Genomic DNA, 26,566 nt, shown 5'->3' on the forward strand with positions numbered 1-26,566 from the left:
ACTGTTTTTTTATTTTCCCAAATACGCCTTAACCGCTTGTTCTTTATCCGCATTTACCCACCAATAATCAATCCCCACCGCATTGGTCGGCAACGCCCCATGCTCAAACTGTTGCCAATATGCTACCGTATCTTGCGACTTGCCATAGGTCGGTATCACATAAAAATGTGCCAATAACAAACGGTCAAGCACCTTGGTATACAACATAATGTCATCACGGTTATGCGATTTGATAAGTTGCTCAATCACACTGTCAATCACTGGATTTTTGATACCTGCAGTATTTTGATTGCCCTGTTCATCGGCAGATTTGGAACCCCACAGATAGCTTTGCTCCGCTCCTGGCGATAGACTTTGGGCAAAAACATCCACAATCATATCATAATCAAATTCTCGCACTCGCTGTAAATATTGCGGTAAATCGGCATTACGAATACTCACACTAAAACCCAACCGCTGTAAATTTCGCACATAGGGTAAAATAATCCGAGCTTGACTGTCATTATTTATCAAAATCTGAAAACTCGCCAATTCACCATTTTTTTGATAAAGTTTGCCATTTTGATAAAAAAACCCTGCCTGTAACAACAATGCTCTGGCTTGCAACAGACGTTCACGGTTAAAGCCGTCTGATTGTTGTTGGTAAAATGGCGATTGCTCACTTTGCCAGTCTAACATCACAAAGTGCTGGGCGATTGGGTCAAGTTTTGCCAATAACGGCTGTAGCACTTGTATTTCGCTTGGGGTTGGCGTACCTGTCGCTTGCAATTCTGAGCCATAAAAAAAGCTAGTCAACCGCTGATATTGCCCGTAAAACATTGTGCGATTTAGCCATGCAAAATCATACGCCAACGTCAACGCCTGTCTCACTCGGATATCGGAAAACAAGGCTCGGCGATTGTTCATCACTAGGGCTTGCGTGGGGATAGGATTGTGATTTTCGATGCTTTCTTTTTTTACCATGCCATTTTTGACCGCAGGAAAATGATAACCTGTTACCCAAGTACGAGCCTTATTTTCGGCACGAAACTGATACTCCCCTGCTTTAAAGCCTTCAAACGCCACTTCAGGGCTTTGATAATACACAAATTTTATCGTATCAAAATTAAAGCGACCCACATTTGCCATGACGGCACTTTCAGACTTTGTCCCCCAATAATTGGGGTCTCGCACATAGCTAATGGAGCGACCTGCGTCAATATGTCCGACTTTATATGCCCCACTACCGATTAATGGTGTTAAAGATACTTTGTCAAAATTTTCATCAATACTTTGTTTTTTCCAAATTGGCATTTGCCCAACAGTTAACAATAATTCAGCATTATCTGCTCCGTCAAAAATAAATTTAACTTGATAATTATCAACTACTTGGATGTCTTTTATTCCTGCCAAATAACTTCGCATACTCATCGTGCCTTTGGTTAAAATAGCATTGATACTGGCTTTCACGTCGTGGGCAGTGACAGGTGAACCGTCCCAAAATTTGGCGTGCGGATTGACATGATAAATTACCCAACTTTTATCATCTGGGTCAAAGGTCACTTTTTGGGCAAGCTGTGGATACATGACAAAGGCTTCGGACAACGAGCCTGTCATCAAAGTATCGTACAGATAAGACGTACCTGTCACAGGTGTACCGTTATCATACCAAGGATTTAGGCTGTTGAACGTGCCTTGAGCCGACAGTGACAACGTGCCACCTTTTGGAGCATTGGGATTGGCATAGGGCAAATGTTGCAATCCGACAAAAGTTGGCGTGCTGTTATGAGCAAGGGCGGTAACGGTTTGAATACCTTTTTTCAGCATTTGCGGTTGTCGTCTTTTTTGTGATAAGGCATGTTGAGTAAGGTTATGTTGACTGACTTGTGCAACTTTATTATCAACTTTTGTTTGTTTTTTAGCTTGTGTTGTTGGGCTAGGTTGCGTATTAGCAATCGCGGTTAGTGCGCTTGTAGTAACGATAACCCCAAGCAAGATTTTTTTAGCATTTTTTTGATAAAAATAAGGGTGAAAAAAATTAGGTGGCATGACAAAACCTTGACAAAAATTTTGCAAATAATCAGCTATTCTAACACAAAAAATTTATCACAACGCATAAAAAAAGCCCAACGTGTGGACTTTTTTTGTTTCATTTTAGCTTTACGCATGATTTATTTAATCACAGGAATAACCAACTTTTGTCCAATTTTTAATTGACTCGTGTTACTTAAACCGTTGATTTCTGCCAATGCTGACAATTTGACATTATAACGCTGTGATAACCCACCTAGGCTATCACCCTTTTGCACTTCATAATTAATCACATCAACTTTACCGCCCGTTTTAATGGTGGTGGTTGTGGTTTTTGGTTTTACGGTTGTTGTCGTTGTTTGTGTCGTGGTTGTCGCTTTTTCATTCGCTAGTTTTTTTAAACTATCAGCCGTTTCTGGAATCAGCAAGGTTTGCCCTATTTGTACCCGTGTCATCACATTGGTGTCATTTAGCTCCGCTAAGTCGCTTGCACTGATATTAAAACGATTAGCAATGCCCAAAAAGGTATCCCCACTTTTGACTTTATAGACAAAATTTTTGCCTGTATAGGCTTTTTTCGGTGAGCTATTTGTAGTGGTTGTGGTATTTACCACTGTTTTGGCAGGGACAATAAGTTTTTGCCCAATCACAATTTGGTTATAGTTACTTTGCAAGCTTGGGTTTAATTCTGCGAGTACCGCAGGGGTAGTGTCAAATTTTTTGACAATTGAACTAATCGTATCGCCTGCTTGTATCGTATAGGTCGTTTTTTGTCCTGTATAACTAATCGCACTACTGTCATTTAACAACACGATATCGCCAATTTTAATATCATTGATTGATTTTAAATTATTGATATTTTGCAGTTCTTGAACACTCACACCATATTGTTTTGCGATGCTAGACAAGGTGTCGCCTGCTTTAACACGATAAGTTGACGCACTGAAGCCAAGCGTGCTAACCCCTAACAACGTCACAACAGTCAATGGTTTTACCCAAAATGATGAAATATGAGTGAACATAGTTTTCTCCCTTTAATGAAACCATTAAAAAATCAAAACCTGTTAATATTGCCCAATTTATTTGCCTTGAACTCTGACAAGAAACTTTGTAAAACAACATTGAAAACTTCTTTGTTCTTTGATTTAAAACAATTTTAATATTAACAGCAAAGGGCAAAACATACCCTTTACTTTATTGTAAACCAACTGTTACAAAAATTAAACTCGTTTATTCTCAAAGTGTTGCATAAATCCGATTAAATCATCAATCGCCGCTAAATCAATCGCATTATAAATACTTGCACGCATACCACCCACCGATTTATGCCCTTTTAGGTTCAATAATCCTACTTGTGCTGACTGTTCTAAAAATAGTTTGTCAAGATTGCTATCTGCCAAAGTAAACGGCACATTCATGATTGAACGGTTGTTTTTGGCGACTGGATTGTGATAAAAATCACTATTGTCAATAAAATCGTACAAGCGACGAGCTTTTTCAAGATTTTGTTGATAAATCGCTTCCACACCGCCCTGCTCTAATAGCCATTCAAATACCAAACCTGATAAATACCAGGCAAAAGTCGCAGGCGTATTCAGCATACTGTCATTGTCCGCTTGGTTTTTGTAATTTTGCGTATTTGGGCAAATTAAATTGGCATTTCCCAACAAGTCTTCACGCACAATCACCAAAGTCAAACCCGCTGGACCAATATTTTTTTGAGCCCCTGCATAAATCAGCCCAAATTTTGACACATCAATTGGCGTTGACAAAATACACGATGACATATCAGCAACAATCGGAGCAGTCACGTTTGGCACATCAAACATAGCAAGCCCTTGAATGGTTTCGTTGGGGCAATAGTGAAAATAATCCGCATTTTCAGACAGTTGCCAACTGCTGATATCTGGCACACTCGTGTAATTGCTGTCTTTGGCACTGGCGACCACATTAATTTTGCCCAAGCCTGCTTGCTCATAGCGTTGGGCCTCGCTAATGGCTTTTTTTGACCAAATCCCTGTGTCCAAATAATCCGCCGTACCGTGCAACAAATTCATCGGAATAGTAGAAAATTGTAAACTTGCACCGCCTTGCAAAAATAGCACTTTATAATTGTCAGGAATATTCATCAATTTTCGCAAATCTTGCTCAGATTTTTGGGCAATTTGCGTAAAATCAGCACTGCGGTGGCTAATTTCCATGACGGACGAACCGCCATTTTTCCAATTTAACAGCTCATTTTGGGCTTTTTCTAACACCGCTTTCGGCATGGTTGCAGGACCTGCACAAAAATTATGCACCCGTTTGTCAAAATTTAATCCACTCATTATAAACTCCTAACTTATTGATTTTATTAAAAATTTAAAAATATTAAAACTAAACCATTGCCAATTTATCCAACCATTCTGCATCAGTTCGTTGAAACGTGCGTTGTTGAATGGTCTGCCAAAATTTGCGTTTTTGCTGAAAATCGTTCAGCATCGTTGCCAAATGATAATTGGCATCAAAGGACGTGTTAGCAAATAATGACGGCAATGCGGTCAAACTGAGCAATTTGGGCTTTCGCTCAGGGTTTGGATAAATAGCGTTCACTGTCCCTGCAAAAGTCGCTAACGCAATGACATCCGTACACATTTCATTATCAAAATCCTGTGAAATCAACGGAAAGTAAAAATCTTTTGGCGTTAATCCCAAGGTAGTTATCAACGATTGCCAAAGTTTATGCTGTGGTTCGTGTCGGCTTATCACCGCCATATCCACCATCAACACCCACTCTTCAAACACCGCCATTTGTAACGCAAATGAACTGACCACATTGGCGGTAACAATGACCGCTGACGGATTATTTTCTACCGTTTGTCCACTTCGCTGTTCGTTATCTAGCGGTTCAAAACGCTCAAAACGATTTTCATTGGCAATATTTTTAATCGTATTGGGCAAATTGGCTTGAATTTCATTATTTTGATGTGTTTGTTTTTGAAATGGTTTATTTTGAAGCTCATTATTTTGAAAAAAAGGCATCAAACTTTCTGCCAATTCATCCAAACCAATTTCAATCACTTCTGCAGTTTGCAACGCCCAACGATCAATGCCCATTTCTGCTAACAGCTGATTTTGCCAGTATTGATACGAATATTTCATCACGAAACCACCAGTCAAACCGCCACAATAACATTATGCAATCGGCGACAACGATGGCACAACATCGGCATTTTGTCCACGATGACGCAAATAATGGTCTGCCAAAACAATCGCTAGCATTGCCTCGGCAATCGGCGTTGCACGCACGCCAACGCAAGGGTCATGACGCCCTTTGGTGAGCATATTGACTGGGTTGCCATAAATATCAATACTTTGCCCTGCGGTGGTAATGCTGGCGGTGGGTTTTAAAGCGATACTGACTTTAATGGTCTGACCGCTAGAAATTCCGCCCAAAATCCCACCTGCATGATTGGCTAAAAAACCGTCTGGTGTGAGTTCATCTCGGCTTTCATGTCCAAATTGTTCCGCTACGGCAAAACCGTCACCAATTTCCACGCCTTTAACGGCATTAATGCTCATCATGGCATGGGCGATGTCAGCATCAAGTCGGTCAAACACAGGCTCACCCAAGCCGACAGGCACACCAGTTGCTAAAATGGTGATTTTTGCACCGACACTGGTGCCATTTTCTCGGCATTTGGCGATAGTTTTTTCAAAGGTTGGAAGGATATCGCTATCTGCACAAAAAAACGGATTATTATTGACAAAATCCCAGTCAATCTGTGTTTCGTCAATGTCTTTTGCAATCGCACTGCCAATCTGCGTTACAAAACCACGAATTTTTACGCCTAAATGGTCTTTTAACAGTTTTTTGGCAATCGCACCCCCTGCTACTCGCATGGCTGTTTCTCGAGCAGATGAGCGTCCACCACCACGATAGTCCCGAAAGCCGTATTTCATGGTATAAGTATAATCGGCATGATTGGGGCGAAAAACATCTTTGATATCGCTGTAGTCTTTGGATTTTTGGTTGGTATTACGGATTAACAGTCCAATCGGCGTGCCTGTGGTTTTGCCTTCAAAGACACCTGAAATAATCTCAACCTTGTCATCTTCACGGCGTTGGGTGGCAAATTTTGATGTACCGGGTTTTCTGCGGTCTAAATCAATTTGCAAATCTGCTTCACAAAGTTCAATATTTGGTGGGACACCATCCACGATTGCCATCAATCCTACGCCATGCGACTCGCCTGCTGTGGTAAGCGTAAACATTTGTCCGATAGTATTGCCTGCCATAGTTTTCCTTATATTTCTTAGCTTTTTAATTTAATTCTTCAAAAGAGACACAATCACCACATCATCAAAATGAATATGCTCATCTCGTAACCTCATCAAATATTCATTGGCGGTATCATAAATAGGTTTTAATGAATTCTTGGTACCCTCCATCAAATCATCAACTAATGCACAATCCACCCAAAAATCAATAATTATGTGAGCGATATATATCTTTAAAAATGGCAAATCAAATAATTGCTCAAAAAAACGTGGCACATCTGTACTACCATCCATAAAATTGACAAGCCAAAACAAAAATAAACGACTTCTGGCATTATCTTTATAGTAACGCTCACCTTGACAGGACGGCAAAAATACTTCTGCCATGACATACAAATTATAAGCAAACTGCTGGGCTAATCCATTGTCATTATTTAATTTTAATGAATGTGATTTTAATATATCAACAAGTTCATTGATTAACTCTTGGGTTAATAATGTGCTTTTTGTAGTAATCATTTATATAAACAGATTAAAAACTTTCACAGGCATATTGTTGAGTTTGGACTAGTAACTGAGCAAATTCAATCCTATAAAAGCCTGATAAAATTAGCCAAACTTGAGCAAAAGACCTTTGCAAAATGCCAAAAGTCTTTCGTCACTATTTACCAATTATCGGTTTGGCACGGTCAACACTTGTCCGATTTTTAGTTGCGTGGTACTCGTCATGTCATTCATACCCGCCAATTCTTTGGTGCTAACGCCATAGCGTTTTGCCAAAGAAATCATACTATCGCCTGATTTTACTTTATAAGTGGTGAAAAGTTTTGGCACTTGAATGGTTTGACCACGTTGTAATGATGCGTTAGATTTTAAGTTATTTAACCCTGCCAAATCGGTTGCCGAAATGCCATAACGTGCAGACAAGCCGTTTAAGCTATCGCCAGATTTGACTTGATAGCTTTCGGTAGCACCTTTGTATTTGCGCACGGCTTTGCTTTCTTTGCTATCAGCTTTGTCGTCTTTTTCGGCTTTAGTAGCAGTTTTTTTGCTCGTAGCTTTACCTGCTTGTGGAATAGTGAGTTTTTGCCCTGCTTGTAGTCCGCTATTAGTTTTTAAACCGTTAGCACTGGCAAGGTCACCTACCGATATGTCAAATTTATCCGCAATCGCATTTAAATTATCGCCACGTTTTACCGTGTAATCCACCGTTTTACCTGTCAAGACATAGGTAGCTTTGGCTTGACTAACCGGCACGGTAATGCTTTGTCCACGTTGTAGTTTTGAAGTGGCGTTAAAGTCATTGAGCTCAGCAATATCATCCGCCGACACACCTAACTTATTAGCAATGCCAATTAGCGTATCGCCTGATTGTACCTTATATTTACCCGTTGCCCCTTGGTATTTTTTGGTTGGTGGGGTTGATTTTTGCGGGGTGGTTGATGTGGTTGATTTTGCCACTTTATCAGGAATTAACCACAAGGTTTGTTTGGTTTTCACTTGATAATTGGTCGGAATATTATTGTATTTTGCCAAATCATTCACGCTTAAATTAAATTTATCAGCAATCCCTGTCAAGGTGTCACCTGATTGTACCACATAGCTGTCTTGACGTTTGGCTTGAATTGGTTTACTCTGCGTTTCATTGTCAGCAACAGGTTTGGCATTATAAAGATACAGAGTTGAACCCGCCAATAATGGGGCATTCGGGTCAATTTGATTCCACTCTGCGATATCACGCCAGTTCACCCCCATACGGCTGGCGATATTTGACAAGGTGTCACCACGTTTCACTTGATAAGTGGTACGAGTGCCTGTCGGACGTGGTTTGACAGGTTTGGTGACGGTCGCTTTTGGCGTATTGGATTTAGCCGTGGTTGGTTCATTATAGCTCAGTTTTTTGCTTTCACCTTTGGCTTCTAGCACCGATTGTTGGGTTTGAATGGCATCTAATTTAATATTACCATCCATTGGGTTAATCGCTTGAGAAACTTGTGGCGATGTTTGTTCAATTTGCTCAGCAATTTGATTACGCTCTGCTTGTGACAATGGCGGTTCTTGTACAATCGTATTGTTTGGCGTAACCGTTACCGATGTGGTTGGCAAAGTATTGGCAGATTGCATTTCGGCGGTGACTTGGCGTTGCTCGCTCGCTGAAATGGGTGGTTCTTTGGTAGTGGCAATCGGTGCGACATAAGTTGTCGTTTGGTTTTTCACCATATTATTTGCCATATTTGCCAAGTCGGTACTTGAAGTTGGCAAGTTTTCTTTTTTGGCAAAGGCTTGCTGTGCTGCCGCTAACGAATCCCCACTACTTGGTGTCGTTACCGTTGGATTTGGGATATTTGGGGCGACGTAGCCGTTACTCGCCGTATAGCTTGATGCAAAGCCATTACCTGTTAAACGGGTAATTTGATTGTCAATTTTGGTGTTGACATCATTGGGAATTAACACCCGGCTTGGACCTGACATATCCACCGAGCCTGCTAGCAGACCCCCATTTAACGCACGCAATTCATCATAGCTTGTGCCTGTTAAACTGCTAATTTCTGATAACGTGACACCCACATTGGCAGGCACACTACGAAAGTGTTGACGATTGGCAATCGCTGGCAAACTGACACCATACGAATACGGGTCTTTCACAATCTGAGCCACCGCCATAAAACGTGGTACATAGTTCATCGTTTCTGTTGGCAAACGCAATGACCAATAATCGGTCGGCAAACCTTGCGATTGGTTGTAGCGAATGGCAGAACTCACACGTCCCGGTCCTGCATTATAGGCTGCTAACGCAAGCTCCCAACTGCCAAATTGATTGTACAAACTTGTCAAAAAGTCATAAGCCGCGCGCGTTGACTCAATCACATCACGGCGACCATCAAACGTTGATGTTTGATTTAAACCATAAATCCGCCCTGTACTTGGGATAAATTGCCAAAGTCCTGCTGCTGCCGCATTACTGGTCGCATTCGGGTCATAAGAGCTTTCAATCACAGGCAATAACGCTAGTTCTGCAGGAATATTACGGCGTTCTGCTTCACGCACAGTATGATATAAATAACGGCTTGCACGAGCGGTCAAGCGGTTTAGATAATCTTGACGAGAAATAAACCAACTTTTTTGGGCTTCAATGCGTGGGTCATAGTAGCTACTGCCCATTTTGTAATTGGCACGCAATCTATCCCACAAATTACCGTACTGTTGCACCAACAACGCACTATTTTCCACCATTGCCATGTCTGTCGCTTCTAACAAGCCTTCTAACTCATCAAGGCTGTCCATGTCCAATAACGCTGCATTTTGTTGGGCAGTGGCTACCGTTGGTTTGGTGTTATAAGTTGGCTGAACCACCGACGTTGTGTTAGGTCGCTGGGTTGATGCGGTTGGCGTACTGCTACAAGCCGATAACAACATACCAGATACCGCCAAAGTCAAAGCTGACAAAGGACCCCCAAAACGAGCGTTTACTGATTGTAACATGAAAATTCCTTAACAATAAAAAATATCGGATAGTTTACAATAAAATCCCAAATAACTAAACACACAAGCTGACTTTTTTTGTTAATAAATTTGGTTAATCACCAATTTTATTAAGTTTTAACAAGGAAATTTTGGCATTTGCAAAAAAAAGCCAGTAAGCAAAAAAACTTACTGACTTTTTTATCATTAAAAATAACTAATTAAACATTAGAAACTTTTAACATAGGAAACACCGTACACCCATGGGTTGATTTCTACAGTACCTGCATCAGCACCATTAAGTTTCACATCACTTTCAATATTGATATAACGAGCATTTACACGAACCGCATCACGGTCGCTAATTTTAAAATCCACACCCACTTGACCTGCTGCACCAACACTGTCATCCAGTTCTAAATCAACGCTTGGCGTATAAAGACGCTCTTTAAAGAAAGTTGTGTAGTTCACACCAACGCCTACGAATGGTTTTACTTTGCTATGCAAACCGTCAAAGTGATAGTTTAAAGAGACCGTTGGCGGTAAATGTTGGGTTTTACCAGCATAGTTACCACCGATATTGATGTCATGTTGAAATGGTAATGCTGCTAATACTTCAATACCCACATTGTTCGCTGGGAAGTACTCAAAAGTCAATGATGGTTGGGTGTTTTCATCAACAGTAACGCTTGCACCATTTTTTAAAACGCTTGCGTCTGATTGTGGGTCAACATAAGCCGCACCCACGCCCACAGTCCAAGTACCTGCTGGCACCGCGAGTGCGGTTGAGCTTGCAAATACTGCCAAAGAAGCCAATGCAATATGATGTAGTTTCACAGTTATTCTCCACATTAAAAAAAAATTAAAAATCTCACAGAGTTTGTTAACAGTTGTTAATTATCTATATATCGCCAATATTCGAATAAATCAAACCATTGGGTTTTGCTGATGTAGGTAGATTAACATTTTTTTAGGTAGCTTTCAAGCAACATTTTGGCAAAAACTTATACCAAACAGTCATATTTTATTAAAATCATGTTAAAATACCCCAACTCTTTACGACAAATCCTAAATTTTAAATGACACATTCAATCACAACGCCTTTATTGACCGTAAATCAATTATTACAAACCATTGATTTTAGGGCACTTTGGTATCAAAATTTAAAAATTCCGAGTAATTTTTTTGTCAAAATTAACGAAAATATTGGCGAAAATCCAAAATTTAATTTTGTTTATGAATTATTAAATTTTAATTTAGAAAAATTACGGTTTAATACGCAATATTCTTTTAGTAATTTTCAAAATTTACCACTCTTTTTTGAGCCACAAAACGCCCTACCACTGCACACCGCTTATGAAAGTTTTATCGCTGACACAGGCAATATTCCCACACGTGATAATTTTCATGACCTATTAAATGGACTGATTTGGCTTAATTTTCCCAATACCAAAGCCAGTTTCAACCGCTTGCACGCCTGCGATATTGAGCAACATGGTATTGACAACACTCGCACGCCGTTACGCAATGCGTTGACTTTATTTGATGAAAACGGTGGCGTAATTGTCAGTAATAACCAACAATTATTGACAAATTTGCAAAATTTTGACTGGGAAACGGCATTCATTACCAAAAAAAATCATTGGCAAAACACCCAGTTTTTTGCAGTCGGTCACGCATTATTGGAAAAATTAATTCGGCCACGCAAAAATATTACCGCTCACACCCTACTAATTTTGGTTGATGATGCTTGGCAAACACAAAACATTGACAATCAACGCAAAATTTTAGACGTATTTTTAGCAAATCTTTTTTTAAAACAAATGTTACATTCAAAAATGTTCCAACCTTTACCGATTTTGGGCATACCTAATTTTGCACCAAAGCACGGTTATAAGCAAGATTTGGTATTTTACCAAGACCGCCAAGTTTTTCGGCAAAAACGCCAAGGCGAGCCTGCCAATATTTGGCAATTAAACACAAATGAATGGTTGAATTTTTAGCAAAATATTGTTACATTAAAACAGCTATTTTTTTACGAATTTTTAACAAAAACAAGGAAAAATCATGACGACCAAGCTGATTAAAACCGCCGATACATTACGTCTTGTCACAGGCAAACTTGCTCCCTATGTGGATGTGGCATGGCAAGATTATACTTTGGATGAGTTAGAAGTCCTGCTACAACACGTGGTGCGGTTTGAGCTTGAGCATAATAATTACTCTCGCCACAAGGAATATAAAGACAAAAAAGGGGCAAATGTGGAAGTATTTCGCTCGGGCAATTTGTTAAAATTATCCAGTCTGGGTGATGTGTTGTTGGTGGTGCAAGACGGTAATTTTGGTGTATAAATCGGTTAAAAAAGAGAAATTATGATGTCAAAAATTCCCTACTGCCTGCCATGTGATATCAGTCCTGAGCAATTTTTAACCGAATATTGGCAAAAAAAACCATTGCTAATCAAAAATGGTTTACCTGCCCTAGTCGGGATGTTTGAGCCTGACGATATTTTGACGTTGGCACAAGACGAAGATGCAACTGCTCGGCTAATTTCACAACAAAATGGGCAATGGTTACTAAAAAATAGTCCGCTTAGCCAACAGGATTTTACCAATTTACCCAAACATTGGACGGTTTTGGTGCAAAACATGGAACAATGGTCGCCAGAATTGGCAAAGCTGTGGCACGCTTTTGACTTTATTCCACAATGGCAACGCGATGACATCATGGTTTCCTACGCCCCAGAAGGTGGTGGCGTTGGCAAACATTATGACAATTACGATGTGTTTTTGGCACAAGGCTACGGCTCACGCCATTGGCAACTGGGCGATTATTGTGATGAAAATACCAAGTTTCAGCAAGGTCAACCCATTCGCATCATGGACGACATGGGCGAGCTGATTTTTGATGCGGTACTAAACGTGGGCGATGTACTGTATGTGCCGACTAATCTATCGCATTATGGTGTGGCAGTGGATGATTGTTTGACCTTTTCCTTTGGTTGTCGCCGTCCAAATCCCTTACAATTATTGGATAATATCACCGATGTAGCAACCCATTTTGACAAACTTTCCATTCCGCTAAAAATCGCTCAACCACGCACGCCTGCAGGGGAATTGCACGCTGAGTCTATCCAAGATATGAAACAACAGCTGATTAATTTACTAAATTCTGATACGGGCGATACCCTTATTCGTCAAGCGATTGCCGAAACGGTGAGCAAACGCCAATATGATTTGATGTTAGCTGAAGAGGTGTTGACAATTGGCGAGCTTAGCGATGCGTTGGCACAAAGGTCGACAATTAGCCAAGATTTAGCCAGTCGCATGATTTTTGTCAAACAAAATACGCAAAAAGATACGCAAATTCGATTATTTATCAATGGTGAATGTGTGTGTGATGATGATATTGATAGCCAAGCCCAAGCGGTACTCGTACGTTTGGCAAATGGTGAAAGTTTAGGCTTAACCGACCTTGAAAAAGCCAATGTGGACATAGACAGCGTTTGTGAATGGCTGGAGAATGGTTGGGTAACTGTGGATGTTGATGATGTGAATATTGATGAACCACGGTAATTAGTTTTTATCAATCATAAAAAAGCCTTTGAAAATCTCAAAGGCTTTTCTTGTTACAAATATATTAGAACCACTGATAAGTCGCTGATACAAAGGCATTAATGCCTTTTTGGTTGTAGCCATAAACCGTTTCGTAATCTTCGCTTGTTAAGTTATTTAAACGAGCATTTAAGGTTAAGTTTTTATTTAAATAATAATTACCAGAAATATTTAATAATGTGTAGCTATCAAGCGTGGATGTGTTGCTTGCATTAGTAAAACGTTCGCCAATATGCTGAACTTCCGCACGGATATCAAACTCTGGTTGTTGATAGCCAACATAGACCAAGCCTTTATGTGTTGGTTGATACGCCAATTGTTTCCCTGCTTTGTCTTCGGTATCCACATAATCATAATTTAAACCAAACAAAATATTATTAATTTGCCAATCGCTCACCAAAGATATCCCTTTAATATCCACCTCATCAATATTTTGTGGAATAAAATTCGCATCATTAACAATTTTGTCTGTTACATCCGATTGATAAGCGGTTAAACGCGTTTTTTGCAAATCATTATCATATTCCACAAAAACTTCGGTATTTTTACTGGTTTCTGCTTTTAGGTTTGGATTTGCCCCAAATGGATAGTATAAAAAGTTAAAACTCGGCACGACAAATACTGTCGCATAGGAGGCACCCACCCTTACATTTGGCACAATGCGATACGCACCACCAAGGCTATACGTGGTTTCATTGCCAAACTGCGAATTATCATCATTTCTGACTGCAAGCTGAGCATCATAATCAGCCGTTGCTAACTGATAGCCTGCAAAGATACTTTTTATCGTACGCTCTTTTTGGGCATAGTTAGCAGTACTTTCAATTTCTTGTTTTAAATGCTCATAACCACCGATAATTTTACCCAACGGTAATTGATAGCCTAATTGTAAAGTCGCTTGGTCTTGAGTCGTATCAAACTGTCCACCTGTTTGGGTATTACCATCATAAGCGGTTGATTTATCAAAACTTTGTCCATATTTTAACTCAGCAGAAAAGTTATCTTGGCTATAATTCACAAAGCCCGAAACTGCCCCATTTTTTTGGTCGCTATAACTATTGGCATACGGCAAACTCACATTATTGATAAAATCATAAGCACTGCTGTCATAATCAGTCGTTGATTTGGCATACAACCCTGACAAGCCAACTTCTATCGCTTCATTAATGCGATGTTTGGCAACCAAGCTCGCATTTTTTGACTCAAAACCGTCATTATCAGGATGATGAGCATTAAATTGTGCATACGGTTTTGTCGCGTCAATACCATCGGTTTTTTCATAGCCACCCGATAAACTTAAAGTAGTCGCTTGGTTGACATATTGCCCTGTTACTTGGGCTTTGTAGCTTTCTTCCGTCCCTGCACCGAGCGTAACCGCAACGTTAGACTGATTGGCATTTTGACCCTTAGTAAAAATTTGAATGACCCCACCCATCGCATCCGCACCATACAGCGAAGAGCCTGATGCACCGTGTAAAATTTCAATACGGTCAATTTGGTCAGCAGGAATGAGCGACAACGCCGAACTGCCTGTCGTAACAGAGCTATAACGAACCCCATCCACCAGCACCAACACTTGATTGCCTGTATAGCCACGCAAACGAATACCACTCGCTGTGCCATCACCGCCATTTTGAGTAACATAAAAACCACCCTGCTGACGTAACACATCTAACACACTTTGCCCTTGATAACGTTGCAACGCTTCTTCGTTAATTACGGTCGTTTGGGCAATGGTATTTTTAATAGGGGTTTTGGTACGTGTTGCGGTAATGGTGATTTCAGGCAACTGGGCAGTTGGCATCCTGTCAACAGAATGTATCGTATCGGCGTAGGCTTGGCTAGTAATCGCCGTTAACATCAGGCTTAGAAGGGTAAGTTGGGTTTTCATGGGTTGTATAACTCACAATTTGTTAAAAAGTTAAAATAAACTGCGACATTTTAGCAAACTTTAGGTAAGATTTACCATAAAAATGAGTCGGTATTTACTCATGATAACGTGAGAAAATTTTAATTTATTATTTTTAATAATTTTATAAATAAAAATATCTTAACAAATATAGCAAAAAAAACCAGAGTACCGCTGTCTATGTGAACCCATGAACTGTGATGTTCAAAGGTGGGTCACACAATCATTCTTAAGGTTTCCTGATACATCGCAAGGATGCAGGCATACACAACAAATGATTAGGATGTGACCCTAAAGTAGATTATCAGCTCAGGTAATACCATAAACTGGCGAATACTCCAGAAATGACATTATAACGCTTTTTTAGGTCTAATGCAATGGTACGACTTTTAGGATTTCTTCAAAGCTGGTGATACCCTCAGCGATTTTCTTTGCACCTGCCAAGCGTAACGGTTGCAGTCCGTCTTGATAGGCTTTTTGGGTTAAGGTGTTTAAATTCGCCCCTTCGCTAATCAGCCGTTTTAGCTCATTATTTAGCACCATAATTTCATACAAACCCACACGTCCCAAGTAGCCTGTATGTCGGCAATGCTCACAGCCCACCGCATGGGTAATTCTTTCAGGTGCAGGGGCTTTCCAAGGCGTGGTAAGTTCGTGCCACGTTTGTTTTTCAAGCTCGCTAATCGGTCGCTCAGTTTTACAATGTGAACACAGCGTTCTCACCAAACGCTGAGCCATAACCCCCAAAATCGTTGCCGATGTCAAAAACGGTGCAACACCCAAATCATGCAACCGTGTCAATGAACTCGGTGCATCATTGGTATGCAAGGTTGACAATACCAAATGCCCAGTTAAAGACGCTTGCACTGCCATTTCGGCAGTTTCGGTATCACGGATTTCTCCTACCATGATAATATCAGGGTCTTGACGCATCAACGCTCGGATACCGTCGGCAAAACTTAACTCAATATTACTGTGTACTTGCATTTGATTAAACGTCGGCTCGACCATTTCAATCGGATCTTCAATGGTACATACGTTCACTTCTTCAGTGGCTAACTGTTTTAATGTACTGTATAAGGTGGTAGTTTTACCCGAACCCGTTGGACCTGTTACCAAAATAATACCATTGGGCTGAGCCGTCATTTCATGCCATTTTTGTAAATCTCGCCCTGTTAATCCTAACTGTTGAAAACTTCGCACCAACACATCAGGGTCAAATACTCGCATGACTAATTTTTCCCCAAAAGCCGTCGGCATGGTAGATAGCCGTAACTCGGTTTCTAACCCTTTTGGCGTGCGAGTTTTAAGTCGTCCGTCTTGGGGTTTGCGTTTTTCAGCAACATTTAACCGACCCAAAATTTTTATCCGAGCCACAACCGCCGTCATAATTCCTGCAGGCATTTCGTACACGGTATGTAACACACCATCAATACGAAAACGCACTTTGCCTGTCTCACGGCGTGGCTCAAGATGAATATCGCTGGCACGTTGGTCAAAGGCATATTGCAAAAGCCAATCCACCACTTTAACAATATGGTGGTCGTTGGCATCAGGATTTTCCATATTGCCAAGTTGGAGCAAGGCTTCCACGTTAGTAACATCCGCTTCAGCACGGCGTTGGTCGCTGTTTGCCCCTGCAATCGCTTTGGTAACTTGATAAAATTCTTGGCGATAACGGTTAATTTGGTCAGGGCTTAACAGCACGGTTTTAATAGTTTTTGGGCGAATAATATGGCTAATATTATCCTGCCAATCAAAAAATAACGGCTGGTCAGTGCCAATCACCACTTCGCTATCACTCACCGCCACAGGCAAAATAAATTGTGATTTGGCATATTCAAACGACATAATAGACGTAACCGACGGCACATCGGTTTTGAGCGGGTCAATACGAAGATATTCCATATTGGCACGCTCGGCAAGCCAACGATTTAGTCGTTCTAAATTGAGCGGTTGAGCGGTTTTTTTATCGGTCAAATTAAAACCCGCAATCACTTGGAGTGGGTGCAGATTTGGGCGATTACTGGTAATCACCAAATTATAATCACGTTGGTCAATATGCCCCGCTTTGAGTAATTCATCCAAACACCAACGGGTGTCAATCACGATAGAAAACGCTTGCTTGTGCATAATAAACCTTTAATTAAATATAATTTAAAAAATTTTTAAATTTTTTAGTAGGTTAGCCTTGATGACTTGCCATAAAATCTTTGACACGTTGCGATTTTGGATTGCCAAACACTTGTTCAGGTGTTCCCATTTCTTCAATTTTACCTTGATGCAAAAACACCACTTGACTGGACACATCTCTTGCAAATCGCATTTCGTGGGTAACGATTAACATGGTACGACCTTCTTCGGCAAGCGACTTCATCACTGCTAATACTTCATTCACCAGTTCAGGGTCAAGTGCAGATGTCGGCTCATCAAATAACAAAACCTGCGGTTTCATTGCTAACGCACGAGCAATCGCAATGCGTTGGCGTTGTCCGCCTGATAAATTTTCAGGATAAGCGTCTTTTTTATCCAGCAACCCAACCCGTTTTAGCAAGACTTCCGCTTCGCTAACGGCTTGGGCTTTAGGAATTTTTTGCACTTGGGTTGGGCCTTCAATGATATTTTCCAAGATGGTTTTATGAGGCCATAAATTAAAATTTTGGAATACAAAACCAACTTTAGAGCGAAATTTTTCTAACTGTTTTTGGTCAACTGCCACCAAATCGCCTGATTTTCCTTTTTTTAACTTTAATTCATCACCGCTTAAAAAAATTTGCCCTTGCGAAGGATTTTCTAACAAATTGATACAACGTAATAACGTAGATTTGCCCGAGCCTGACGAACCCAAAATAGAAATCACATCGCCGTCATAAGCGGTTAATGACACGCCTTTTAGCACTTCTAAATGCCCATAGCTTTTATGAATGTCGTTAAGTTGTAAAGCAATTGGTGTTTGATTAGTCATAGTCATTTTTCCGCATCAAGCATAAAACAAGAAATAAACTTGATATTTTCGCTTAAATTAACAAAAAAGGCAAATTTTTTCTTGGTAAACCCAAAAAGAAAAAAACACGCCTAAACCTAAAGTTAAACGTGTTTTTTTAGTTTAAATAAAATTATCTATTAGTGATTTGATTATACACTGGCAATAATGTCATTTAAGGTTCTGCTTGGACGCATGGCCTCGCTTGCCAGTTTTTCATTTGGCGAATAGTAACCGCCAATATCCACCGCTTTACCTTGTACATCGTTGAGCTGTGCTAAAATTTCACTTTCTTTTTCATTTAAGGCTTTGGCAACAGGGGCAAATTGGGCTTTCAACTCTGCATCGCTATCTTGCTCAGATAGTGCTTCCGCCCAATAGCGTGCGATGTAGTAATGGCTACCACGATTATCCAACTCGCCTGCTTTACGTTTTGGCGATTTGTCATTTAGCAACAATTCTTCAGTCGCTTTATCCAACGCATTGGCTAATACTTGAGCTTTTTTGTTACCCGTTTTTTGTGCCAAATCTTCCAAAGAAACCGCCAACGCTAAGAACTCGCCTAAGCTATCCCAACGCAAATGGTCTTCTTCCAAAAACTGCTGAACATGTTTTGGTGCTGAACCACCTGCCCCTGTTTCAAACATACCGCCACCATTCATCAGCGGAACGATTGACAACATTTTTGCCGATGTACCAAGCTCTAAAATTGGGAACAAGTCGGTATTAAAATCACGCAACACGTTACCAGTTACCGAAATAGTATCTTTGCCGTCTTTGATACGCTCAAGGCTAAATTGACAAGCCTCTGAAGGGGCTAAGATTTTGATTTCTAAGCCATTGGTATCCAGCTCTTTTAGGTAAACTTCTACTTTTTTGATAATTTCGGCGTCATGGGCACGGTTTTTATCTAGCCAAAAAACGGCCGGCGTATCAGATAATCTTGCACGATTTACCGCCAATTGCACCCAATCTTTCACAGGGGCATCTTTAGTTTGGCACGCACGCCAGATATCGCCTGCTTCCACGTTGTGGCTCGTCAAGACATTGCCGTTTTCGTCAATTAACTGCATCGTACCGTCAATCACGATTTCAAAAGTTTTGTCATGACTGCCGTATTCTTCAGCTTTTTGAGCCATTAGGCCGACATTTGGTACACTACCCATCGTGGTTGGGTCAAATGCACCATGTTTTTTACAAAAATCAATCACAGCGGTATAAATGCCCGCATATGAGCTATCAGGAATGACTGCTTTAGTGTCTTGGGCTTTGCCGTCTTTATTCCACATTTGTCCAGAGTTACGAATCATCGCAGGAATTGAGGCATCGATAATCACATCGCTTGGCACATGTAGATTGGTAATACCTTTATCACTGTCAACCATCGCAATACTTGGAGCATCGTTAAAACTTTGTTCAATTAGTTTTTTAACATCAGCTTTGACCGCAGGATCAAGTTTATCAAGATTGGCTAATAAGTCACCAAAGCCATTATTTACATTAATACCAGCATCGTCTAATTCTTTACTATATTTTTCAAACACAGGGGCGAACACGACTTTTACTGCATGACCAAAAATAATCGGGTCAGACACTTTCATCATGGTCGCTTTCATGTGAAGGCTAAACAATACGCCTTTGTCTTTGGCATCTTTGACTTCTTTTTGCAAAAATGCTACCAACGCTTTTTTGCTCATAAAAGTCGCATCAATAATTTCACCTGCCAATAATTTTAGCGGTTTACGCAGTTCATGCTTTTCGCCATTTTTATCGGTTAAAACAAATGACACGGTGGTTGGCTTATCCACAGTTACCGATTGTTCATTGGCAAAAAAATCACCACCCTTCATGGTTGCCACGTGCGATTTACTATCACTAGTCCACGCACCCATAGAATGCGGATATTTTTTGGCAAAATTTTTCACCGCTTTTGGAGCACGGCGGTCAGAGTTACCTTCACGTAATACAGGGTTTACCGCAGAACCTTTGATACGATCATAACGAGCTTGGATATCTTTTTCTTCATCTGTTTGTGGCTCGCTTGGGTAATTTGGGACATCAAAACCATCATCTTGAAGCTCTTTAATCGCCGATAGCAACTGTGGCATTGATGCACTGATGTTTGGCAATTTAATCACATTCGCTTCAGGTTTTTTTACCAACTCGCCAAGCTCAGCTAACGCATCTGGCACACGTTGTGCGTCCGTTAATTTTTCTGGAAAAGTCGCCAAAATACGACCTGCCAAAGAAATATCGGCGGTTTTAAATTCAATATCCGATGACTTTGTAAATGCCTGAATAATCGGCAACAATGATTTGGTCGCTAGCGCTGGGGCTTCGTCGGTGTGGGTATAGATAATGGTTGCTGTCATAAATACTCCATTTATGGTTTTTGTTGTCATAAAATTGTGAGGCGTAAATTTTAAAAAAAATTGCTAAGAATAAACTTTTGTTCAAAAATATGCCAAGTCAGGGCGTATTATAGCACACTTTTACTGACTTTGTGAAAACTAGATGTGTACATTTGTTTTATGAATTTGTAAATCAAAGCAGTATCAATTGGGTGAAAATAAAAAATATAAAAACAACAAAACCCTTGTTGATGAACAAGGGTTTGACAAAAATTTTTATCCGATTAAGTGGTGCCCGGGGCCGGACTTGAACCGGCACGCTCGTTAGAGCGAGGGATTTTAAATCCCTTGTGTCTACCAATTTCACCACCCGGGCAGGTAGTCGCTTAACTTTTTAGATTTAAACTTATATAAGTTTAAACAAAGTCAGTGCGTTGGAATGTGCGATATTATAATCACTTTATTTTATTTTGCAAGTTATTTTTTAACTTTTTTTTGCAATATTTAATTTTCAATGTTTAAAATGGAGGCTGAGGTCGGAATCGAACCGGCGTACACGGAGTTGCAGTCCGCTGCATGACCACTCTGCCACCCAGCCATTCATTTAGGTTTGCTATGATAACAGATTTTTTTCTTAATGCAAGCTTTTTTTATAATTTTTTTAGTTTTTATGATTTATGCTATTTGATGTTTTCAAGCAGTGGTAAAATCGGTTAAAATAGATGCTTTATATTTTTGATAATGTTGGAGTTTTTATGGCACAAATTCTTGACGGTAAAGCGTTTGCAAAAGAGATGGAACAGGCTCTAGGACAACGTGTTGCCTTGTTAAAGCAAAAAACGGGTAAAACGCCTATTTTGGCAACAATTTTGGTGGGAGATGACCCTGCCTCTGCCACTTATGTGAAAATGAAAGGCAATGCCTGTCAGCGTGTGGGCATGGATTCTATCAAAGTTGAAATGCCAAAAGAAACAACGACGGAACAATTGTTAGCAAAAATTGCTGAATTAAACAACAATCCTGATGTTCATGGTATCTTGCTTCAGCACCCTGTGCCAAGCCAAATTGATGAGCGTGCTTGTTTTGATACAATTGACATTAAAAAAGATGTGGACGGGGTAACTTGTTTGGGTTTTGGCAATATGGCGATGGGCGAGCCTGCTTATGGCTCTTGTACACCGCAAGGCATTATGTATTTACTTGAAAAATACGGCGTTGAGCTGTCAGGTAAGCACGCTGTCGTGGTGGGGCGTAGTGCGATTTTGGGTAAGCCTATGGCGATGATGTTGTTAAACGCAAACTGTACGGTAACCATTTGTCATTCTAAAACACAAAATCTTGCTGACATTATCAAACAAGCAGATATCGTGGTAGGTGCGGTTGGCAAACCTGAGCTTATCAAAAAAGACTGGATTAAAAAAGGTGCAATTGTTGTAGATGCAGGTTTTCACCCAACTGAAAACGGCGGTGTTGGCGATATTGAACTATCAGGTATTGAAGAGATTGCTTCAGCCTATACACCTGTGCCTGGTGGGGTAGGTCCAATGACAATTAATACACTAATCCGCCAAACGGTAGAATCTGCAGAAAAGTCAGTTTAATCTTGATTGTAAAAAAAGTGCAATGAACTTTCGCTTTTCTTTACAATCATTTCGCCAACTTAACCCCTAAATTGTTGATAAATCAACCCACCAAAAATCGCCAACACGAGCAAAATAATCGTTACCCTTTTGACCCAATACGGCATTAACGGTAGCTTGATATTTTGCTGTTGCAGGTGGTTATCCACACCCGTTTGTAAATTAGCAAAGCCTTGATTTGGCGTGGGTTTTTGCATATCTTCATGGCTTGCCTCATCACTTTTTATCCATTGAGCGGTTTGGCTTGCTTCATAGGCATCAATCACGTGTTTTGCTTCGTCAATGCTGATATTTTGCTCTTGGGCGTGGGTTTTTATCGCAATCACATAATTTTTTTTATCCACCAATTGACGGATATGTTTTGGTAAAGTTGTCATTATTTTTCCTTTGATTTAGCCGTTTCACTTTTGGCAGTTGTTTTGCTTTTGGCTTCTTTGGTCTTTTCAGTTTCAGTAGATTTTTTGGTGGTTGATGATGATTTTTTCTCGTCTTTTTTCACTACTTTTTTATCCGATTTGCTAGATTTTTCTACCTTTTTGTTAGTTTCTGATTTTTTAGTATTATCAGATTTTTGTTGGGTTTTTTGCTGAGATTTTGGCTCAGAGTTGGTTTTAAGCGTTTTTTCCGATTTTTTGTCAGATTTATCGGTGTTTTGAGTCAGTTTTGGTGTTGATTTGTCAGTTGGTTTTTTATCAATAATTTTTTTATCAACCGCATCATTTTTTACCACCCTGTCAGTTTTTGTCGTTTGGGTCGTACTAGCAGGTACAGTCGCTGGTGGCGTGGAGGCAATTTTGATAATCGCTACGTCTTGATAGCGTGGTTTAACTTTTTCCACTGGCTGAGCTGAGGGCTCGGTTTTTGATTTGTCACTGTCAGGCATCAACTGCCCTATCCCACCTATCATCACTGTAGTCAAGCTAATACTGGTTGCAATCCAATATTTTTGTAACAAGTCAATCCATGTTGATTTTTTCGCAGGCATTTTGGCAAAAATATCGCTGGTTGGCTTATGGGGCTTAGAATTTTCTGATGTTTGCAAAACTGGTTGGCTGTTACTAACTGAATTTGTACTTGATTTGGCTTGATTTGATAGAATTGCCAACGGTTGTTGAGCAATCAATAAGTCAATCTGAGTCGTCAAATGTCGTAAAATATCACTCTTCGCCAAATTTTCAGCGCGTTTTTGACTTTGGGCGATGCCAAGTTTGGGTGAATAATTGAGAATTTGCCAAAAAACCTGATTTTCAGCGGTATTTAACGCAAAATTTTGATAATCTAGCCACTCGGAAAAAACTTTTTCTAGTATAAAATTTTGGCTAAGTATTGTTTTATTTTTTGATAAGTATTGATAAAAATTACTTAATAATTTTACCGATAATAACGCCATAAAACCTAATAATTTTTCTAATTTTAACAACGCTAATTGGGTTGTTTGCAACAGTACGCCCATGATTAAGTTAAACTTTTGTTGATTATCAAATAGTTGGTATAAAAATTTTTGGCTACTTGCTTGATTTTGTTGTAGTTTTTTTAAGTTTAAGCCGTCCGTAATTTCGCACGCCACTACTATATCATGCTGTAAATAGCTAAAAAGCAGGCGAAATGTTTGCTCGCTTGTTTGCTGATTGGGCTTGGTTTGGGCAAGTAACTGACACGCCACCGCATCGCACAAAAAAGGTAACGCATAGCGTACTTGACCGATAGAAAGCGAACAAATATCGGCTAATAAAGGCATGGTCGGCCGTAATCCTTGTTCAAAAAAATCGGCAAAGTTAAGGTAATTTAATAAAAGTGTCGGATTTTGTTGGCTTTTTTGCATTTTGTACAACAGTTTATCTTAAAATTTTAGGCTATATTTTATACTGAAAATGAGTTTTTTGGGAAAAAATACGATAAAAATGGCTTTTTTTGACCGTTTAAGCATTTTTTTTGCCCTTTTTAAAAATTAACTGTATAAAATCTTGAAAAATTCTTGTAAAATGGTTAAAGTTAGCTTTACAAAATATACAGGTTTTTGGAAGTTGGTTGCAATCGTGCAACAAAATCAACAACCATATATCGGTCATTTTTTTATATTTAAGGAATATGCCCATGGCGATGTCAACAATTTTAGTAAAATCTTTTCAAGTAACTGCCTTAGCCAGTGCATTGGCGTTGGTAGGTTGTGGTAGTGGCGGTAATGATACGTTGCCAGCTAAGAGCAATGGTAACAATAGTAGCAATAGTAATTCGGATTCAAATTCGGGAAATGGCACTAGTAAAACGACATCAAGTGTTAATGTTAATGCCATTACATTAACAGATGTAAATGGAAATATTACATCTACTGTCACTTCATCAAATAATGTAACTGCGTCCATTAAGGTAACTGATGCTTCAGGTAACCCAGTTTCAGGTGCGTTAGTTACATTTACTGCAGGTGGAGTTACACTTGGTACATCAAATGGTGCAGTATTATCAAATGCCGAAGGGATTGCAAAAATCTCATTGAAGCCTACTGATGTTACGGATACAGGTGCCTATACCATTTCTGCTACTGCAGAAAAAGATGGTTTAACTGCAACTTCTAGTAACGTAAATTATACGTTACAATCTGCTAATATTATCATTAGTAACCTCAATGTTGCTAACAACAATCTGGCTTCTGGTGGCTCAACCAATATTACCTTAGTAACCACTGATGGTACCAGTGTACAAAATAATATCGGCGTAGATTTTAACGCAACCTGTGGCTCATTTGGGACAAATCCAGCAACGTCAACCAATCAAGGTAATGTAACTACCACATATAATGCTGTTGATAAAAATGGTAACTTGTGTGAAGGCGAACAAACTATTACCGCCAAAATTGCTTCAGGTAGCGATACCAAGAGCATCAAAGTGACTGTCGCACAAGCAGAGCCTAATGCGTTAATGTACACAACCACTGAGAGTATCAATTTGGCATCTAAAACCACAGGTATTTCTACCACAGGGCGAGTTGAATTTACAGTATACGCTGATGGTAAACCAATTAAAAACCAATCTGTAAAAGTCAATCGTATTAAAACCCCCGCTGATTTTCATTTTGGCACACCAGATAATAATGAAGAAATTACTTTGGCTAGTAATGACCAAGGCAAGGTAATTGTTAATTTATATCCAGGTGCATTGCCTGGACCTGTTGAATTACAGGCTACTTTGGCAAGTAATAAAAATATCAGCACGACTGCAAAAGGTATTTCTGTTGTGCAAAGCCGAGCTGAACAAGGCGGTATTACTATGACGGCTGATAAAAATGTATTATTAAATAATACGACAGATACTGCTAACATCACGATGCGTTTTACCAATCATAACGGTACGACTATTCCTGCAAAAACCGTAGTAAACTTTGTTGCCGAAGGTGGCATGATTAGCCCAAGCTGTGAAACTGATGCCAATGGTTCATGTAGCGTAACCTTTACCTCACAAAACCCACGTCCTGCCAATGGTCGTGTTACTATTTTAGCTTACCTTGAAGGGGATAAAAAGTATAAAGATAAAAATGGTGACAATATGTACACCGCAGGCACAGATGAATTGGAAAAAAATATTGGTGATTTATTCCGTGATGATAATGAAAATAACATATATGATAAAGCCAATGGTGAGTTTATCTATAAACGTAACACCAGTGATGGTACAGCCTGTAAAGCAGATTCACTCATGGCTGCCTTACCTGCTAATTTTGCAGAGTTTGTGAGCTTTTTCACTGAGCCTACGATTGCAGGTACTTGTAATAAAGAATTAAGTGCAACATTAAGCCATCAATCTATTTTTGGTTTTGCAGATGATACGCCTACTTTTGTTGGCTTAAACCCTACTTCAAATGGCTTAAACACTTTTTATATGTATGGCAATAATCTACAAACCGTTTCCATGCCATCTGGCACGACCATTGCTGTAGAAGCTGAAGATAAAACTCCTGATAACAAATTAACCTGTGAAGCCGAATTTAGAAGTGGTGATTTAACTGTTCCTGCATTGGTTAACCTTTCAATTGTGAATGACAAAGGTAATTATTTCCAAAATACGGACGCTGTTAAATACTCATTGAAAGTTTCTGGCTGTGCATCAGCAGACAAAGTAAAAGTAATTGTAAATGCACCAAACGGTAAAAATACGACTAATATCTTTGAATGGAACTAATATACGCTTATTTCGCCGTGCTAGAAACCCACTTAATTAATTTAGGTGGGTTTTTTATGATTACGATTTATCAAGCCAATTATTTACCATTTTTTACTTGCCATACCGCTAAGTGATTGTTATATTTCACTATTTTTTATAAAATATTTATCAGCAACACATC

The 26,566-nt window shown here is 39.7% G+C and carries 19 protein-coding genes, 2 tRNA genes and 1 other RNA gene; 5 read left to right on the forward strand and 17 right to left on the reverse strand.

Annotation, left to right across the window (positions count from 1 at the left end; genetic code table 11):
- Nucleotides 1–9: 9 nt before the first annotated feature.
- The 8 genes from A3G3_RS0105930 to A3G3_RS0105965 form a co-directional block, all read right to left on the reverse strand.
- Nucleotides 10–2,028 carry an extracellular solute-binding protein gene (locus A3G3_RS0105930; RefSeq protein ID WP_228702714.1) on the reverse strand — a complete coding sequence of 673 codons (2,019 nt, stop codon included), beginning with the start codon at nucleotides 2,026–2,028 and terminating at the stop codon, nucleotides 10–12.
- A 122-nt stretch (nucleotides 2,029–2,150) separates the two neighbouring features.
- Complete coding sequence (locus tag A3G3_RS0105935) at nucleotides 2,151–3,032, reverse strand: LysM peptidoglycan-binding domain-containing protein (RefSeq protein WP_019519627.1); 882 nt, start codon at nucleotides 3,030–3,032, stop codon at nucleotides 2,151–2,153.
- A gap of 198 nt (nucleotides 3,033–3,230) precedes the next feature.
- Nucleotides 3,231–4,337: a 3-phosphoserine/phosphohydroxythreonine transaminase gene (serC, locus tag A3G3_RS0105940; protein WP_019519628.1), complete on the reverse strand. Its 1,107-nt coding sequence runs from the start codon at nucleotides 4,335–4,337 to the stop codon at nucleotides 3,231–3,233.
- A gap of 49 nt (nucleotides 4,338–4,386) precedes the next feature.
- On the reverse strand, nucleotides 4,387–5,151 hold the full coding sequence (locus tag A3G3_RS0105945) for a hypothetical protein (RefSeq protein ID WP_019519629.1): 765 nt from the start codon (nucleotides 5,149–5,151) through the stop codon (nucleotides 4,387–4,389).
- A 33-nt stretch (nucleotides 5,152–5,184) separates the two neighbouring features.
- Nucleotides 5,185–6,288, reverse strand: a complete 1,104-nt coding sequence (gene aroC, locus A3G3_RS0105950) for a chorismate synthase (protein WP_019519630.1) — start codon at nucleotides 6,286–6,288, stop codon at nucleotides 5,185–5,187.
- A 30-nt stretch (nucleotides 6,289–6,318) separates the two neighbouring features.
- Nucleotides 6,319–6,789 carry a hypothetical protein gene (locus tag A3G3_RS0105955; RefSeq protein ID WP_019519631.1) on the reverse strand — a complete coding sequence of 157 codons (471 nt, stop codon included), beginning with the start codon at nucleotides 6,787–6,789 and terminating at the stop codon, nucleotides 6,319–6,321.
- 153 nt (nucleotides 6,790–6,942) lie between these two features.
- Entirely contained in the window at nucleotides 6,943–9,753 is a 2,811-nt protein-coding gene (locus A3G3_RS0105960; protein WP_019519632.1) for a lytic transglycosylase, read from the reverse strand.
- Nucleotides 9,754–9,960: 207 nt separating this feature from the next.
- Nucleotides 9,961–10,569 (reverse strand): OmpW/AlkL family protein, encoded by a 609-nt coding sequence (locus tag A3G3_RS0105965; RefSeq protein ID WP_019519633.1) that lies wholly within the window; start codon nucleotides 10,567–10,569, stop codon nucleotides 9,961–9,963.
- 242 nt (nucleotides 10,570–10,811) lie between these two features.
- On the opposite strand from A3G3_RS0105965, the gene A3G3_RS0105970 reads away from it, so the two are divergent.
- The 3 genes from A3G3_RS0105970 to A3G3_RS0105980 all read left to right on the forward strand — a co-directional run bounded on the left by A3G3_RS0105970 (nucleotide 10,812) and on the right by A3G3_RS0105980 (nucleotide 13,308).
- Nucleotides 10,812–11,735 (forward strand): DUF3025 domain-containing protein, encoded by a 924-nt coding sequence (locus tag A3G3_RS0105970; RefSeq protein WP_019519634.1) that lies wholly within the window; start codon nucleotides 10,812–10,814, stop codon nucleotides 11,733–11,735.
- Between the two features lie 64 nt (nucleotides 11,736–11,799).
- On the forward strand, nucleotides 11,800–12,084 hold the full coding sequence (locus A3G3_RS0105975; protein WP_019519635.1) for a hypothetical protein: 285 nt from the start codon (nucleotides 11,800–11,802) through the stop codon (nucleotides 12,082–12,084).
- Nucleotides 12,085–12,108: 24 nt separating this feature from the next.
- Nucleotides 12,109–13,308 carry a cupin domain-containing protein gene (locus A3G3_RS0105980; RefSeq protein WP_026212880.1) on the forward strand — a complete coding sequence of 400 codons (1,200 nt, stop codon included), beginning with the start codon at nucleotides 12,109–12,111 and terminating at the stop codon, nucleotides 13,306–13,308.
- Between the two features lie 64 nt (nucleotides 13,309–13,372).
- Here the strand turns inward: A3G3_RS0105980 and A3G3_RS0105985 are convergent, their stop codons facing one another.
- From A3G3_RS0105985 to A3G3_RS0106010, 7 genes are all read right to left on the reverse strand, one after another.
- Nucleotides 13,373–15,238, reverse strand: a complete 1,866-nt coding sequence (locus tag A3G3_RS0105985) for a TonB-dependent receptor domain-containing protein (RefSeq protein ID WP_040631347.1) — start codon at nucleotides 15,236–15,238, stop codon at nucleotides 13,373–13,375.
- Between the two features lie 174 nt (nucleotides 15,239–15,412).
- Nucleotides 15,413–15,604: non-coding RNA, 6S RNA (ssrS, locus tag A3G3_RS14255), on the reverse strand.
- A gap of 21 nt (nucleotides 15,605–15,625) precedes the next feature.
- On the reverse strand, nucleotides 15,626–17,389 hold the full coding sequence (locus A3G3_RS0105990) for a GspE/PulE family protein (RefSeq protein WP_019519638.1): 1,764 nt from the start codon (nucleotides 17,387–17,389) through the stop codon (nucleotides 15,626–15,628).
- A 52-nt stretch (nucleotides 17,390–17,441) separates the two neighbouring features.
- Complete coding sequence (locus A3G3_RS0105995) at nucleotides 17,442–18,221, reverse strand: ABC transporter ATP-binding protein (protein ID WP_019519639.1); 780 nt, start codon at nucleotides 18,219–18,221, stop codon at nucleotides 17,442–17,444.
- Between the two features lie 170 nt (nucleotides 18,222–18,391).
- A complete protein-coding gene (locus A3G3_RS0106000; protein ID WP_019519640.1) occupies nucleotides 18,392–20,611 on the reverse strand; it encodes an NADP-dependent isocitrate dehydrogenase in 2,220 nt (739 codons plus the stop codon).
- Nucleotides 20,612–20,879: 268 nt separating this feature from the next.
- A tRNA-Leu gene (locus tag A3G3_RS0106005) sits at nucleotides 20,880–20,966 on the reverse strand.
- Between the two features lie 148 nt (nucleotides 20,967–21,114).
- Nucleotides 21,115–21,188: transfer RNA gene (locus A3G3_RS0106010), tRNA-Cys, on the reverse strand.
- Nucleotides 21,189–21,345: 157 nt separating this feature from the next.
- On the opposite strand from A3G3_RS0106010, the gene folD reads away from it, so the two are divergent.
- Entirely contained in the window at nucleotides 21,346–22,191 is an 846-nt protein-coding gene (gene folD / locus A3G3_RS0106015; protein WP_019519641.1) for a bifunctional methylenetetrahydrofolate dehydrogenase/methenyltetrahydrofolate cyclohydrolase FolD, read from the forward strand.
- 59 nt (nucleotides 22,192–22,250) lie between these two features.
- Here folD and A3G3_RS0106020 read toward each other — a convergent pair whose 3' ends face one another.
- Together A3G3_RS0106020 and A3G3_RS0106025 are read right to left on the reverse strand one after the other, a co-directional pair.
- Entirely contained in the window at nucleotides 22,251–22,607 is a 357-nt protein-coding gene (locus tag A3G3_RS0106020; RefSeq protein WP_019519642.1) for a hypothetical protein, read from the reverse strand.
- Nucleotides 22,607–23,968, reverse strand: coding sequence for a hypothetical protein (locus A3G3_RS0106025; RefSeq protein WP_156802113.1), 1,362 nt, complete (start codon nucleotides 23,966–23,968; stop codon nucleotides 22,607–22,609). Before A3G3_RS0106025 ends, A3G3_RS0106020 begins: the two co-directional genes overlap by 1 nt.
- A gap of 356 nt (nucleotides 23,969–24,324) precedes the next feature.
- Here A3G3_RS0106025 and A3G3_RS0106035 point away from each other — a divergent pair, with 356 nt between their 5' ends.
- The gene (locus tag A3G3_RS0106035; RefSeq protein ID WP_019519644.1) at nucleotides 24,325–26,403 is read left to right on the forward strand and encodes an Ig-like domain-containing protein; all 2,079 of its coding nucleotides are present in this window, start codon (nucleotides 24,325–24,327) and stop codon (nucleotides 26,401–26,403) included.
- The last annotated feature ends 163 nt before the right edge of the window (nucleotides 26,404–26,566 follow it).

The sequence above is a fragment of the Moraxella boevrei DSM 14165 genome, from assembly GCF_000379845.1.
GTDB lineage: Bacteria > Pseudomonadota > Gammaproteobacteria > Pseudomonadales > Moraxellaceae > Faucicola > Faucicola boevrei.

Coding starts and splice junctions, on each gene's coding strand:
- A3G3_RS0105930 (WP_228702714.1), bottom strand. CDS start 2,028: ATGCCACCTAATTTTTTTCACCCTTATTTTTATCAAAAAAATGCTAAA.
- A3G3_RS0105935 (WP_019519627.1), bottom strand. CDS start 3,032: ATGTTCACTCATATTTCATCATTTTGGGTAAAACCATTGACTGTTGTG.
- serC (WP_019519628.1), bottom strand. CDS start 4,337: ATGAGTGGATTAAATTTTGACAAACGGGTGCATAATTTTTGTGCAGGT.
- A3G3_RS0105945 (WP_019519629.1), bottom strand. CDS start 5,151: ATGAAATATTCGTATCAATACTGGCAAAATCAGCTGTTAGCAGAAATG.
- aroC (WP_019519630.1), bottom strand. CDS start 6,288: ATGGCAGGCAATACTATCGGACAAATGTTTACGCTTACCACAGCAGGC.
- A3G3_RS0105955 (WP_019519631.1), bottom strand. CDS start 6,789: ATGATTACTACAAAAAGCACATTATTAACCCAAGAGTTAATCAATGAA.
- A3G3_RS0105960 (WP_019519632.1), bottom strand. CDS start 9,753: ATGTTACAATCAGTAAACGCTCGTTTTGGGGGTCCTTTGTCAGCTTTG.
- A3G3_RS0105970 (WP_019519634.1), top strand. CDS start 10,812: ATGACACATTCAATCACAACGCCTTTATTGACCGTAAATCAATTATTA.
- A3G3_RS0105975 (WP_019519635.1), top strand. CDS start 11,800: ATGACGACCAAGCTGATTAAAACCGCCGATACATTACGTCTTGTCACA.
- A3G3_RS0105980 (WP_026212880.1), top strand. CDS start 12,109: ATGTCAAAAATTCCCTACTGCCTGCCATGTGATATCAGTCCTGAGCAA.
- A3G3_RS0105985 (WP_040631347.1), bottom strand. CDS start 15,238: ATGAAAACCCAACTTACCCTTCTAAGCCTGATGTTAACGGCGATTACT.
- A3G3_RS0105990 (WP_019519638.1), bottom strand. CDS start 17,389: ATGCACAAGCAAGCGTTTTCTATCGTGATTGACACCCGTTGGTGTTTG.
- A3G3_RS0105995 (WP_019519639.1), bottom strand. CDS start 18,221: ATGACTAATCAAACACCAATTGCTTTACAACTTAACGACATTCATAAA.
- A3G3_RS0106000 (WP_019519640.1), bottom strand. CDS start 20,611: ATGACAGCAACCATTATCTATACCCACACCGACGAAGCCCCAGCGCTA.
- folD (WP_019519641.1), top strand. CDS start 21,346: ATGGCACAAATTCTTGACGGTAAAGCGTTTGCAAAAGAGATGGAACAG.
- A3G3_RS0106020 (WP_019519642.1), bottom strand. CDS start 22,607: ATGACAACTTTACCAAAACATATCCGTCAATTGGTGGATAAAAAAAAT.
- A3G3_RS0106025 (WP_156802113.1), bottom strand. CDS start 23,968: ATGCCTTTATTAGCCGATATTTGTTCGCTTTCTATCGGTCAAGTACGC.
- A3G3_RS0106035 (WP_019519644.1), top strand. CDS start 24,325: ATGGCGATGTCAACAATTTTAGTAAAATCTTTTCAAGTAACTGCCTTA.